Genomic DNA, 12,925 nt, shown 5'->3' with positions numbered 1-12,925 from the left:
ACCCGCGTCCCACAACGGCTTCGTCACGCGACCTCGCCCACGTCGCACCACGGGATCGATGCCCCGAGCAAGCTCCTGCAAGCGGGCTTACACAGCAGCCCGCCGTGGGAACGCACGCCACGCGGACGCGGTGAGGGCCAGGCCTGCGAGGGTTGCGGCGAGGGAGACCACGACCTGGGGCGTGCTGACGTTGCCGTTGTTGCTGAGCACGAGATGGGTGGGCCCTGCCGTGACGGTGACCGCGCTCCCGATCCAGGCGAGGACCAGCGGCCAGATGACGCGCCGCTGTCCTCGCCGGTGTAAGAGGGACAGGACGGCGACGGCACCCGCCAGGACGAGCAGGCCGGTGGCGAGCAGGGCGCTGCGCTGGGTGACGGTGACGAGGCCCGCCGGTGCGCCCCAGGCAGGTGCCGCCACCGACCACACGGCCAGGATAACGGCATAACCGGTGGCGGCCCCGGCGCTGAGCACGGAGAGGCGGCGGTGGGCGGGCGTGGGCTCGGGCAGCTCGGCCGCAGGCATCCGGAACACGTTCGGCCAGCGGGCGCGGGCGTGGGCCACGAAGGCCGTCACCAGGCCCACGGCCTGCATGATGAAGCCGCCGTAGACGAGCACGTAGACCCAGCTCTCCAGGCCGTTGCCCGCGGGGGCCGCCGAGCCGCCCGTGAATGCCTGGGCCAGCAGGCCCAATGGCAGGCCGATGACGATCGGGGCCAGCAGGCCGCCCGCCACCCAGATCGGGGCGGCCAGCAGGGCGGCGGGGACGCGGTGGCCCCACGGGTAGGTCAGGGCCAGGACCAGCGCCACGGCGGCCAACTCCATGCCGACCGTCACCACGTTGCCGATCGTGTGCCGCACGTCCCCCAGCTCCGCGGCGCCTGCGGCGGTGGCGGCGCCGGAGGAGAATCCGGCCAGCCACAACAGCTTCAGCGAGAGATAGGGCACACAGGACACGATCGTCGCCCAGCACACCGCCACGCGCAGTCGGCTGGGCGCGCGGGAGTCTGCGAGCGCTGCTTCGCCAACGGTGTTCATCTGCGGGTCCCCCGGTCCGGTGGCCGCCGTGCTCGCGGCCCGTCACGCACCAGCCTCCCCCACTGATCCTGAGACATCGCTGAGGTCCTGAGAGATCACTCAGGTGACGGGGCCGCCGGTCCCGGTCGCGTCAGGGGCGGGCCGTGCGGTACCGGAGGATTCCCGGCTCGGCGTGGTCCAGCTCGAAGCCCGCCTTCTCCAGCACCCGCACCGAAGCCGGGTTCGACGGCTCCACGTCGGCGCGCACCGTGTGGACGCCCGGTGCTGTCAAGGCGAACTCGGTGAGAGCGCGGGTGGCCTCGGCGGCATAGCCCCGGCCGCGACGGGATGGGACGACGCCGTACCCGATCTCGACAACGCCGTCGGCGGGCGGCCAGAACAGGCCCAGCGAGCCGACCACCAGGCCGCCGTCCCGCTCGACGATCAGCCGGTGGCCGTGCTCCCCCAACCACTCCGGACGGTCGGCGAGCAGGCCCGCGATGACCCGGTCGCCCTCGGCGGGGAAGTCCTCGGCCCAGTCGGGCGACCGCGCCCCGCCCACGACGGCGGCGGCCTCATCTAGGGTCCACGCGCGCAGCACCAGCCGCTCGGTAAACAGATCTCTGACAGAAGACACTGAACTACTCCTGGTCGGATGAACGATCCAGCCCGCGATCAGTCGGACCGGTTGAGGGCATGACGAAGTCGGCTGGTGACAGCCATAGTCATCAAACCCCCATGTCCATGCGCGACCGAGCCGGGCCAACGCTACCAAGACCGCGGCAGGCCCGACCACAGTCTTTACCGCGTCGGCACGGTGAGTGTCGTGCGGATGGGGTCCAGGACGAACATCGTGGAGTAGCGGCGGAGGTTGGGGGCGTTCTTGATGACCCGCTCCGCGGTTTCCCGGTGGTGCGCCATACCCGAGGTCGCCAGGATGACGACGTAATCGTGATCGCCGGAAACGTTGTAGAACTGCTGGACCTCGGGCGCGGCTTGGACCCACTCGCGGAAGCTCCGGTGCGACTCCGGGGATTCGCGGTCCAGGGTGACCAGGCACACGGCCAGCAGCGCGGACGACGGGTCGACCACCGCGATCTCCCGCCGCAGCAACCCGGTCTCGCGGTAGCGGTCGATGCGCCGCTGCACGGCGCTCGGCGACAGGCCCACGAGGTCGCCCAAGGCGGCGAGCGTGCGGCCGCTGTCCTGCTGGAGCAGGGCGAGCAGGCGGTGGTCGATGTCGTCCAGCGTCTTGGGCACGCAAGATTATTGCGCGCACGCCGCCGAACTCTCAATCGCGCCCCGCGCCGTGCGGGATACGGTGAATCCAGAGTTCGATTCCTTCACCGAAAGCCACCCGCATGATCTCGTCGCGAACCAGCGCGCCTCCCCACTACCTGCGCGGACTCGCGCTCGGCGCCCTCGGCGCGGTCGCGATGGGCAGCGCCGCGCCCGCGCTCAAGCTGCTCGCGGCGACCGAGTTGTCGCCCGTCAACGTCATCCAGGCGCGGATCGTCATCGGCGCGGTCGCGCTCCTGGCCGCCGCCCTGCTCCTGCGGCGCGGCCGGATGGCCGTCCGGCGGGCGGACTGGTGGCTCGTCGCCGTGTACGGGGTGCTCACCATCGCCGTCAACCAGATCGTCTACACCGTCGCCATCACGCGGCTCCCGGTCGGGGTGGCGCTGCTGTTGGAATACCTGTCCCCCGTGCTCGTCGCCCTGTGGGTGCGGTTCGTGCAGCGGCGGCGCCTCAGCCGTCTACTGTGGATAGGCATCGCCGTGCTGCTGGCCGGTCTCGCGGTCGTGACCCAGGTGTGGACGGCCGCGGCGCTGGACATCGTGGGCGTGCTCTTCGGGCTGATGGCCGCGCTGACCCTCGCCGCCCGGTTCCTGCTCGCCGAGCGCGGGCTGCGCACCCACGACCCGCTGGTGATGGCGGCCTGGGGCGCCTGTTCGGCGGCGGTCGCCCTGGTCGCCGCGGGCGCGTTCGCCCCCTTCCCCTGGCACGCCCTGGGAACCACGCACGGCGGCCCGGTCTGGCTGCTCGCGCTCCACACCGGACTGATCGGCATGGCGGGCGCGATCCTGCTCGGCGTGCTCGCCCAGCGCGCCATCCCCGCCACCTCGGCCAGCCTCATCGCCGCCTTGGAGATCATCGTCGGCGCGGCGCTGGCCGCCATGGTGCTGGGCGAGCGGCTGACCGTCGCGCAGTGGCTGGGCTCGGCGGCGATGCTGGCCGGGATCGTGCTGGCCCAGACGGCCGTCGCCCGCGCGAGTGGTCGGCTCGGCCGATCGGGTGTCTCCGTCCCGGGTCCGGAAACAGGCCCCGCGTGAGCGCGATGTCGCAGGCAGACGTCACGCGAAGGGTGGTTCGACATGAAGCGATCGTTGGCCGGGTGCCTGGCCGTCGTGCTGGCCGCCAGCGGCAGCGTGGCGGGCGCGGGTCCCGCCCAGGCCGTGGTCGGGCAGGAATGCGTCGGCACCTGGGCGGTCACCTACGACCCGCCCATCACCAACACCCCCCAACTGGTGTCCGCGACCCTCACCGGGGTCTTCCCGCTCTGCACCGACCTGGTGGCGTTCAACGGGCACTACACCCAGTCGTTCACCGACACGGTCTCCTGCACGACCCTGCTCACCGCAGGGGCCGCGTCCCGCACCTACCACTGGGGCAACCCGGCGGCCGCGCCCAGCACCTTCACCTACAACTGGACGGTCAGCGTCGCCGGTGGACAGGCCGTGATCACCAACACCGGGCTGATCACGAGCGGGCGGTTCGCCCCCGGCAGCGCGGTGCAGCTCACCACGCTGGCGACACCGGACGTCGTCCAGTGCGCGGGCTCGGGCATCACCACCCTCACCAGGCCGACGACACTGACCATCCTCCCGACGACCTGATCAGGCCCGCGGCCGGATGATCGACGAGCACAGCCGGTCGTCCTGGTCGGGCGAGTCACAGGCCCGCAGGGCGATCAGGCTCCGTTCGTGCATGTTCTTGTTGCAGTACGCCCAACCGGACCTGTTGGAGACGCACTTCCCCTGGCGGTGCAGGACACTGTCGGACGGATAGTAGTTCCACCACCAGGCAGTGACGTGCGTGTAACCGGAGTACACCCAGACGATGTCCCCGTGCGCCTCCCAGCACACGACACCGGCGTAGAAGCTGTCGCTGGTGCACGACACGGAGTCCGGCGGAGTGCCCGGCAGGGCGTAGTTCACCTCCCACTCGACGGAAGCGGTCGCGCTCGTCGTGCCCATCGTGAGCAGGACGGCGACGAGCAGGACAAGCCGACGCGTGAACGACATGGCGCTCCCCCTCCGCTCGGTCATCGGTTGATGATCGGGCTGCCGTAGGTGTAACGCGGACCGAACGGCGGCTCGCCGTCGTTGTTCTCGTCCCAGTTCACCCAGCCGTCGAGGGACCAGTCGCCGCTGGTGGCGGGCATGGCGAAGTAGCAGCCGCGCAGGCCGGACGCGGCGGCGTTGATGTCCCCGCCCATCCAGCAGACGGCCTCGCGCCGGGTGACCGTGCCGACCTGCAGCTGGGGATGCAGGCCGAAGCCGTCGAACTTGGTGCCCACCGTGTCGGTGCTGTCGTCGTCCGTTCCGGCGTACGGCCACCATTTCACCGCCATCCACCCCCGGATCGTGTTGTCCGAGGACTCGTAGCGCGCACAGGAGTAGATCCGCGCCTCGACGTTGCGGAAGCCGGTGAGCCGGAACAGCGGCAGATCGCTGGTGTTGCAGTACGTCGACGAGGTGCTGAAGTCGGTGAACTCGGTGCCGTCCACCTCGGTGAACGACTCATAACGCGCGTCGAAATCGCCGTCGCCGTCGCCGTACTTGTACGCCGACCACTTCGGCTGCGGATAGTCGTCGAGGTCGGCGACGCGGTGGCGCATGTCGTCGGCGGTCCCCGACTGCTCGTACAGCCAGAACTTCCCGGCGGCCTTGTCCTCCCACTTCTGGAACAGCACGACGTGCCCCTCGTTGCCCGGGCCGTCCCACATCAGGATGTCGCCGGGCTGCAGGTCCCGGACGCTGCCGAGCTTGGTCGAGACGTCGTCCAGCGTGTCGGTGGTGCGGCTCGTCGGCAGGCGCCAGGCCATGGAGATGAACCCGGAGCAGTCCGTGCGGTAGCTGACGCCCTGCACATCCGTCGCGGCGCCGGTCATGCTGTACGGGATCTGCCGCTGCCACCAGTCCTGCGCCCGGGAGATGATCTCCGCGCGGCTGATCCGGTTGCCCCTGGGCTCCGCGGCGCTCGCGGGCGGCGCGGCGACCACCATCGACGCGCCCACCACCAAGGCGACGAACACGGCCACGAGCGCGAACCACCGCCCGGAGCGCCGTCCGTCCCGTGCTGACCCGATGCCTGTCATCACGCCTCCCAGTAAGCGCTGTAGTCGAACGACGAGTACCCGCAGTCCCGGGGCGTGCCCGCGCTGCCGTCCTGGCGGCAGACCTTGATGGTGCCGACGATCAGGTGCGGCACGTCGTCGAGCCGCTCGCAGGCGTTGCCCGCCCCGTTGACGTCCTGGACCTTGTAGCTGCGCGAGGAGTTGTAGACCCAGACGACCACCCGCATGCCGTCGGCGGCCAGGTCGCAGGCGTCGATCTCCATCGTGTTGCCGGGCATGTTGACGATGCCCTGGTAGAAGCCGCGGCCGTAGACGCGGCTCGCGGGCCCCGCGGTCCAGCCGTCGGCGCGGTAGGTCTTCTCCACGGGATGGGCGGCCGTCGCCGTGCCCGTGCCGGTCACCACGGATCCCACGGTGATCGCGGCCGTCAGGACCGCTGTTCTGACACGTCTCATGGTTTCCCCCTCCGGACAGGCCTGCCCGGGTCGGCGATGTGAGCGCTGGCCACCCTCGCAGCGGCCGCGCACAGATCGCGCACAGGCGTCAGTCGCCCGGGAGCCTGCGGTGGATCGCCCGGGCCTGGGGGTCGCCGAGCGCGGTGAAGATGGCGTGCGCCTCGCGCCAGTGCGGCAGCGCGGCCGCGGGCTCGCCCGCGCGGGTCAGGGTGTCGGCGAGGCCCGCCAGGGTCCGCGCGAGGCTCCGCTGGTCGCCGAGCGCGCGGCTGATGGCCAGGGCTTCCCGGTAGTGCGGCACGGCCATGGCGTAGTCGCCCCGGTCGCGGTGGATGTCCCCGAGGGTGGCGAGGGTGAACTGCAGGCCGATCCGGTCGTCGGCGCCGCGCTGCAGGGCCAGCGCCTCCTCGAGGCAGGCGACGGCGCGGGCGTGCTCCCCCAGCCGCCGCCAGGTGTCGCCCAGGTTGTTCAGGCAGAAGCCCTCGCCCTGGGGGTCCCCGGTCCGCCGGAACAGCGGGAGCGCCCGCCGGAAGCAGTCGGCCGCCTCGGGCAGCCTGCCGAGGTCGACGTGCACCACGCCGAGGCTGTTGAGGTTCCACGCCTGGCCGTGCAGGTCGCCCACCTCGACCAGGGCCTCCTGGGCGCGCTGATGGCAGTCCACCGAGGCCGCGAACCGGCGCAGGTCGCTGTAGGCCACGCCCAGCCCCCGGAACATGATCCCCTCCTCGCGGCGCGCGCCCGCCGCCCGGGCCGCCGCCAGGCCGAGCCGGTAGGCGGCGACCCAGTCGTCCCAATGGCTGCGGCGGTAGTAGAAGCTGAGCAGCACCCACGGCAGCTGCCAGGCCACCTCGGGCGGCCCGTGGTCGTGCGCGGCCCGGACCGCGGCGAGCAGCGTCGCCCGCTCGGCCTCGAACCACCGCAGTGCCTGCGCGTGGTCGGCGAACCACGGGACGGCGCAGTCGCCGGGCAGTGCGGGCAGCTCCATGAGGCGTATGCGGTGGGGGTCGAGGACGGTCCGCGCGGCCTCCGCGGCGTGGAGGTACCAGACCAGCACCCGCCGCCGAGCCGCTTCCCGGTCGGCGGCCTGCTCATCGGCCTCGCCCCGGGCGCGGGCGTAGTCACCGATCAGGTCGTGGAAGCGGTAGCGCTCGGCGGTCGTCTGCTGGAGCAGGTGCTCGTCGAGCAGGCCTTCGAGCAGTTCCTCGGCCTCGCGGACGGTGACGCCGCACAGCGCGGCCGCGCTCTGCGCGGTGAACTCCTCGCCGGGGTGCAGGCCCGCCATCCGGAACATCCCCTGCTGTGCGGGCGACAGCGTCCGGTAGGACAGGTCGAAGGCGGTGCGCAGCGGCGGCGGGTCGCCGAAGAGGTCGTCCAGGCGGGCGCGGCTGCGTTCGAGCCGGTCGACCAGCGTGCCCGCCGACCACCGGGGCCTGCGCCGCAGCCGCCGGGCCACGAGCGTGACGGCGAGCGGCAGGTGCCCGCAGAGCGCGGCGATGCGGGCCGCGGCGTCCGGGTCGCTGTCGATCCGGCCGTCGTCGACCACCAGCGACAGCACGGTCCGCGATTCCTCGGCGGTCAACACATCCAAGTGGACGCTGCGGGCACCGTCGAGTTTGGTGAAGCTGCGCCGCGTGGTGACCAGCACGAGCGATTCGGGCGTGCCCGGCAGCAGCGGGCGGACCTGCTCCTCGGTCGCGGCGTTGTCCAGCAGGACCACCGCGCGCCTGCCCGCCAGCCGATCGCGGTAGAGCACGGCACGGGACTGCAGGTCGTGCGGCACCTGATCGCCGGGGACGCCCAGCAGCCGCAGGAAGTTCTCCAGCACGGCGGCGGGATCGGCAGGCGGCTGGTCGCCGCCGAACCCGTGCAGGTCCGACCACAGCTGCACCTCGTCGAACCGGTCGCTGACAAGGTGCGCGAAATGCACGGCCAGGCGGGTCTTCCCGACCCCGCCCATTCCCTCGATGACCGCGATGACCGGCGTCCGCCGCCTTTCGGCGTCGACCGCGTCGGCAAGCGCGCGCAACTGCGCCTCGCGGCCGGTGAATTCCGCGATGTCCATGGGCAGCTGCCGCCACGCGCCCGCCTCGCAGTCGGCCGCGCCCTGCGGTTCCACCGCCGCGAGCACGTCGCGGTGGACCTGGCGCAGCGCGGGCCCGGGCTCGACGCCGAGCTCCTCGTCCAGCAGGCGGCGCACGTCGGCGTAGGCGGCCAGGGCGTCGGCCTGCCGCCCGGACCGGTGCAGCGCCCGGATGAGCCACAGCCACAGCTCCTCGCGCAGCGGGAACTCCGCGACGAGCCCGCGCAGGTCGGCGACCGCGGTCTCGGCGTCCCCCAGCCGGATCCGCGCGTGCGCGGCGGTCTCGGCGACCGCCAGCCGCATGTCCTGCCACCGGCCGATCTCGGCCTGCAGCGACTGTCCCACGACGCCGCCGTTGAGCGGATCGCCCCGCCACAGCGCCGATGCGCGCAGCGCCAACGCGAGCGCGTCGGTGTACTCCCCTTCGCGCAGCGCCGTTGCCGCCGCTTGGCCGAGCGCGGCGAACTCGCCGACATCGGACTCCGCCTGCGAGATCCGCAGCCGGTACCCGCCGGGGCCGCTGTCCAGCCGGTCGACGCCGATGGCCAGCAGCCGCCTGCGCAGCCCGGCGACGTAGGTCCGGACGTTGGACTCCGGCGCCGACGGCGGGACGTCCCAGACCGCGTCGACCAGCCGCGCCACGGTGACCGCCGCTCCGGCGTGGACGACCAGCGCGGCGAGCACGGCCCGCTGCCGGGGACCGGCCACCGTCACGACCTGCTCGCCGTGCTGGATCTCGACCGGCCCCAACACCCGGAACCGCACCCCGCCGTCCCCAGCCAATCGAACGCCTCCCCCTCGATCGTGGCACGGCCGCACAGGCCTGTCCAACGACCTGTGCGGCATCTGTGCGCGCCATCGGCAGGATCACCACGATCGCAGCATGGAAGGGGAGACGTGTGAGATTCCGAAGCGCGAGCACGGCGTTCTGCCTGGTGCTCGGCCTGTCCACCCTCGTGCCCGCCGCCGCGGCGGCGCAGGCGCCCGACGGCATCGCGGCGAACACCGCGATCTGCTCGGGGGACGGGGTCAGCGGCAAGCGGGTGCAATTGGTCTACGCCAGGGCGGCAGGCGACACCGACCGGTTCGCCGAGATGCAGCCGAGGATCCAGGCGTGGGCCGACCAGATCGACGGCGCGGTGCTGGAGGCCGCGCAGCGCACCGGCGGCGTGCGCCACGTCCGCTTCGTCCACCACGCGAACTGCCGTCCGACGGTGGTCAACGCGACCGTCCCGGCGTCGGAGATCAACGACGGGGTGAAGGTGGCCGAGGCGCTCAAACGGCTGGGGCACAACCGCACCGACCGCAAGTACCTGGTGTTCTACCAGGGGACGCACGCCTGCGGCCTCGGCTGGAACGAGCCAGGCGGCGACGACCGCCCCGGCTCGGACAACCCGCTGAACTCCGGTCCCGGCTGGGCCACCGTCGACGAGGGCTGCTGGGCGTGGAACGTCGCCGCCCACGAGCTGCTGCACAGCCTGGGCGCGGTCCAGGGCAGCGCCCCGCACGCCACGACCGGCGGGCACTGCTGGGACGACCAGGACATCATGTGCTACGACGACGGCGGCCTCCCGCCGGGCGGGCTGAAGGAGGAGTGCCCGAAGGCGTTCGGGGACATCATCGACTGCAACAACGACGACTACTTCAGCACCGCGCCCGCCGCGGGCACCTACCTCGCGGGCCACTGGAACGTCGCCAACAGCCAGTTCCTCACCGCGAGCGGACCAGGGGCACCGGTCTACACGGGCACCAGGGAGGTCAGGACCGCGCGCAGCGGGGCGACGGCGTACGTCACCAAGTACCAGCTCCCGGACGGGCGGTGGACCGCCAAGGCCAAGATCGTGACCAACTCCGGCAGCCCGTTCTACTCGTCGGTGCTGGCCGCCCGCACCCCGGCGGGCGTCCGCTACATCCCGCCCGCCGGGGTCCCGCGCGGCACGGCCGCGTACGTGACCGTGGACGCGAGCACGTCGATCGACTTCAAGCTCTGCGAGGGCAACGCGTCCGCGAAGGGCGGATGCACGGCCACCTGGTGGTGATGTCCTCCTAGGACCCTGCGGGGTGGCCTGGGCGGGCCACCCCGCAGGCGAGGAGGCTGATCCCCCGCCGGGCGCAGCACGTTACGCCGAGTGGCCCTTTCGGCAGCGGAGGCAGTGACCTCCGGCGGACGCGGGTGGCACACTCCGCCGCGTGTGGAATCGGGTCATGGCGATGCGGTGGCGGCGCGGCTACCTGCGGGTGGTGCGGTCGTCGTTCGCCACTGTCCCCTTCTACCGCGAGCTGTGGGCGCTGAGCGGGCGCACCGAGCCGGAGGTGGTTCCGGGGCGGACCGGGGTGGACGGCGGCGCGGTCCGGGCGGCGGCGCTCGCCGGGCGGGTGGGCGACCTGGTTCCGCTCGCGGGCGGCCCCACCGAGATCGACCCGCTGCGAGGGCTCGGGCCCGTCCTCGCCGAGCACCTGGCCGTCACGGCCGGGACGCTGGTCGCCGTGGTCGACCCGGGCACGCCCAGGCCGCCGGTGGACCTCCCGGCCGGGGTCCGGTCGTGCGTCCTCGACCCGTCCGGACTGGCCGGTCCCTACGCGGGCGTGCTGGACGACGTGACCGACCACCTGCGGCGCGGCGCGCGGGTCGTCGCCGTCGGCGGGGACAAGGACCTCGACCAGCTCGCCGCCGCGCTGCCGGAGACGCTGGCGCACCTGGTCACCCGCGTGCCCGTCCGGGACCCCGACGACCTGGCCGCGCCAGTCGGGCCGCACGCGCTGATCGCCCACCCGCTGCTCGGCGTGCTCGGCGGGCTGGGCGGGTGCGGGCGCTGGCACATCGACCACCCCCGGGTCTACCTGCGCGCCACCCCGGCGGGCCCGGCGTACACCCTGCTGCGCCAGCGGTCGCCGCGCCTGGTGGACGTCCTCGCCGGGCACGGCCGTCCGGGCTGGTGCCCGAGGCACGGCACCCCGGTGGTCGAGCCATGACCCTCACCGCCGCCATCCACGACCCGCGCGCGGACCCCGAGCCCGATGGCTGGGCCGACTTCACCGCCCGGTGCAAGCTGCACGCGGTCTGGGACTACGGGCTGATGCGCCTGGAGGCGTGGATGTCGCGCAACCCGGCCGTGCTCGGCGTCGTCCGCGACGGCGACCGCATCGCCGCCGCGGCCACCGTCCTCATCTGCCGCCCGCGCCGGGCGCGGTACGCCGACGCCCCCACCCGGCGGAAGGCCCGCCTGCGTCCCCGGTGGGCGGAGGTCTACACGCCCTGGCTCTCCGGCTACCCGGCCGTGGTGTTCGACCCCGACCTGACCGGCGAGGGCAGAAGGGCGGCCGTCCGGGAGTTCGAGCGGGCCGTGCTGCGCCACGTCGGCCCCGGCCTGCTGGGGATCGCGTACCGGGCCGTCTACCGCGACATGGTGTCCTCGATGACCGGTCCGCTGCGCCGAACCTGGCGGAACGACCCCACCTCGGTCCTGCCGAACGAGTGGCCGAATGAGGACGGCTGGCTCGCCGGGCTGAGCAAGGAGCGGCGCACCAGCATCCGGCGCTACGCCCGCAAGATCGACCGCGACCCCACCCTGGAGGTCCGGGAGGGCTGGGGCCGCACGGACACCGACCCGTACGAGGTCGCCGCGCTGATCAACAGCCACCGCGCCCGCCTCGGCCGCCCGCGCACGGACCCGAGGACCGAGGTGGCCGGGGTGTTCCTGGCCGAGTTCCTGCGCAGGCCGGACGTGCGCCTGCTGACCTACCGCGACGCCGACGGCACGCTGCTCGCGGTGAACACGCTGCTGGACCACCCGACCAGCACCGTGCTGCAGCACTGGGCCGCCCGCCCGCCAGCCGAGGGCGGCAGGCACAACCTGTACTTCGACTGCTACCTGCGCTGCGTCCGGCACCTGGTCTCGGCCGGACGCGCCGAGCTGACCTCCGGCCGAGGGCTCATGGACGTCAAGGCGTCCCTGGGGTTCCGCGCCCGCGAGCTGCACACCGTCGCCGTTCCCCGTCCCTCGGTAGGCCGCCGATGACCCCCACAGCCGAGGTGCTGGACCCGCGCACCGACCCCGAGCCGTCCTACTGGGCCGCGCTGCGGGCCCGCGCCGGACTGCGCGCGGACTGGGCGTGGCCGGTGCTGCGGGCGCAGGCGTGGAGCGGCCGGTGCCCGCACCTGGTGACCGTCATGCACGACGCCGACGGGCCGGTCGGGGTCGTGAACGCGGGCTGGGTCGGGCTGCCCGGCCGCTGGACGAGCTTCCTCCCGGTCGGCGCGCGGCCGCGGTTCGGCGCGCTGCACGTGCGCGGCCCGGGCAGCAGCGCCGTACCCGGCTGGTGGATGGCGGGCGGGACCCGGGCGCTGATCGGGTACCAGCGGGCGATGCGCGCCCGGCTCGGCCCCGGCTGCCTGGCCACGGTGCTGCGCCAGGCCGTCCCCGCCGAGCTGTCCGCGCTCGGCGGGCGGGTCCTGCTGTCCCGGCTGACCGAGCCGATCTGGTCGGTCGACACCGCCGGGATGTCCGGTGTGGACGACTGGCTGCGCCGGTTGGACAAGAAGCGCCGCAGCAACCTCCGGGTGATCGGTCGCAAGCTCGCCGACCGCGTCACGGTCACCATCACCTCCGGCGAGGCCGTCAGCCAGGCGGCGGAGGTGACCGAGCTGCTGCGCGGCAACAACGCCAAGTACAAGGGCCCGATGCACAACCCGGTGCCGCAGCTCACCGGCTACATCGAGGAGCTGACGGCGCAGCCGGACACCGTGACGTTCCGGTACACCGACCCGGACACCGGCAGGCTCGTCGGCGTGGGGATCGCGCTGGACCACCCCAAAACCCCGGTGTGGCGGACCTGGGCGATGGTCCCGGTCGACGACGGCGGCGTGCGGGACCTGTATTTCCTGCACATCACCCGGCTCATCGAGTGGGTGACCGCCAACCGCCGCGCCACGCTGGTGCTGGGCAAGGGGAAGGGCCGGTTGAAGTCGTCCGTGGGGGCCACCGCGACCGAGCAGTACGCCGCCCTGCTGGCCTGAGC

At 73.0% G+C, this 12,925-nt stretch carries 13 protein-coding genes; 6 read left to right on the top strand and 7 right to left on the bottom strand.

The genetic code is table 11. From position 1 onward, the window contains the following. Window positions 1–87: 87 nt before the first annotated feature. The 3 genes from IEY98_RS23240 to IEY98_RS23230 all read right to left on the bottom strand — a co-directional run bounded on the left by IEY98_RS23240 (window position 88) and on the right by IEY98_RS23230 (window position 2,274). Complete coding sequence (locus IEY98_RS23240) at window positions 88–1,035, bottom strand: hypothetical protein (protein ID WP_189212737.1); 948 nt, start codon at window positions 1,033–1,035, stop codon at window positions 88–90. A 130-nt stretch (window positions 1,036–1,165) separates the two neighbouring features. Beyond that, on the bottom strand, window positions 1,166–1,651 hold the full coding sequence (locus IEY98_RS23235; RefSeq protein WP_229787259.1) for a GNAT family N-acetyltransferase: 486 nt from the start codon (window positions 1,649–1,651) through the stop codon (window positions 1,166–1,168). Between the two features lie 164 nt (window positions 1,652–1,815). Further along, a complete protein-coding gene (locus IEY98_RS23230) occupies window positions 1,816–2,274 on the bottom strand; it encodes an Lrp/AsnC family transcriptional regulator (RefSeq protein WP_189212736.1) in 459 nt (152 codons plus the stop codon). A 101-nt stretch (window positions 2,275–2,375) separates the two neighbouring features. On the opposite strand from IEY98_RS23230, the gene IEY98_RS23225 reads away from it, so the two are divergent. Then, the gene (locus IEY98_RS23225) at window positions 2,376–3,347 is read left to right on the top strand and encodes a DMT family transporter (RefSeq protein ID WP_189212735.1); all 972 of its coding nucleotides are present in this window, start codon (window positions 2,376–2,378) and stop codon (window positions 3,345–3,347) included. Window positions 3,348–3,389: 42 nt separating this feature from the next. Then, the gene (locus IEY98_RS23220) at window positions 3,390–3,911 is read left to right on the top strand and encodes a hypothetical protein (protein WP_189212734.1); all 522 of its coding nucleotides are present in this window, start codon (window positions 3,390–3,392) and stop codon (window positions 3,909–3,911) included. Here IEY98_RS23220 and IEY98_RS23215 read toward each other — a convergent pair whose 3' ends face one another. From IEY98_RS23215 to IEY98_RS23200, 4 genes are all read right to left on the bottom strand, one after another. Further along, window positions 3,912–4,319, bottom strand: coding sequence for a hypothetical protein (locus tag IEY98_RS23215; RefSeq protein ID WP_189212733.1), 408 nt, complete (start codon window positions 4,317–4,319; stop codon window positions 3,912–3,914). It abuts the gene before it with no gap. Between the two features lie 20 nt (window positions 4,320–4,339). Next, window positions 4,340–5,395 (bottom strand): NlpC/P60 family protein, encoded by a 1,056-nt coding sequence (locus tag IEY98_RS23210; protein WP_189212732.1) that lies wholly within the window; start codon window positions 5,393–5,395, stop codon window positions 4,340–4,342. After that, window positions 5,395–5,829: a hypothetical protein gene (locus IEY98_RS23205; RefSeq protein WP_189212731.1), complete on the bottom strand. Its 435-nt coding sequence runs from the start codon at window positions 5,827–5,829 to the stop codon at window positions 5,395–5,397. The genes IEY98_RS23210 and IEY98_RS23205 overlap by 1 nt, the downstream gene beginning before the upstream one ends. A gap of 88 nt (window positions 5,830–5,917) precedes the next feature. Then, window positions 5,918–8,689 (bottom strand): AfsR/SARP family transcriptional regulator, encoded by a 2,772-nt coding sequence (locus IEY98_RS23200; protein WP_189212730.1) that lies wholly within the window; start codon window positions 8,687–8,689, stop codon window positions 5,918–5,920. Window positions 8,690–8,805: 116 nt separating this feature from the next. On the opposite strand from IEY98_RS23200, the gene IEY98_RS23195 reads away from it, so the two are divergent. The 4 genes from IEY98_RS23195 (at window position 8,806) to IEY98_RS23180 (ending at window position 12,923) form a co-directional block, all read left to right on the top strand. After that, window positions 8,806–9,945 carry a hypothetical protein gene (locus IEY98_RS23195; protein WP_189212729.1) on the top strand — a complete coding sequence of 380 codons (1,140 nt, stop codon included), beginning with the start codon at window positions 8,806–8,808 and terminating at the stop codon, window positions 9,943–9,945. A gap of 151 nt (window positions 9,946–10,096) precedes the next feature. Then, entirely contained in the window at window positions 10,097–10,879 is a 783-nt protein-coding gene (locus IEY98_RS23190; RefSeq protein WP_308425920.1) for a hypothetical protein, read from the top strand. Next, window positions 10,876–11,925 (top strand): GNAT family N-acetyltransferase, encoded by a 1,050-nt coding sequence (locus IEY98_RS23185; protein ID WP_189212728.1) that lies wholly within the window; start codon window positions 10,876–10,878, stop codon window positions 11,923–11,925. Before IEY98_RS23190 ends, IEY98_RS23185 begins: the two co-directional genes overlap by 4 nt. Next, entirely contained in the window at window positions 11,922–12,923 is a 1,002-nt protein-coding gene (locus tag IEY98_RS23180; protein ID WP_189212727.1) for a GNAT family N-acetyltransferase, read from the top strand. The genes IEY98_RS23185 and IEY98_RS23180 overlap by 4 nt, the downstream gene beginning before the upstream one ends. The last annotated feature ends 2 nt before the right edge of the window (window positions 12,924–12,925 follow it).

It is taken from the genome of Actinokineospora fastidiosa, assembly GCF_014648415.1.
Classification (GTDB): domain Bacteria; phylum Actinomycetota; class Actinomycetes; order Mycobacteriales; family Pseudonocardiaceae; genus Actinokineospora; species Actinokineospora fastidiosa.
Note: the sequence above shows the minus strand (reverse complement) of the source record. Positions and strands in the feature narration are given on the sequence as shown.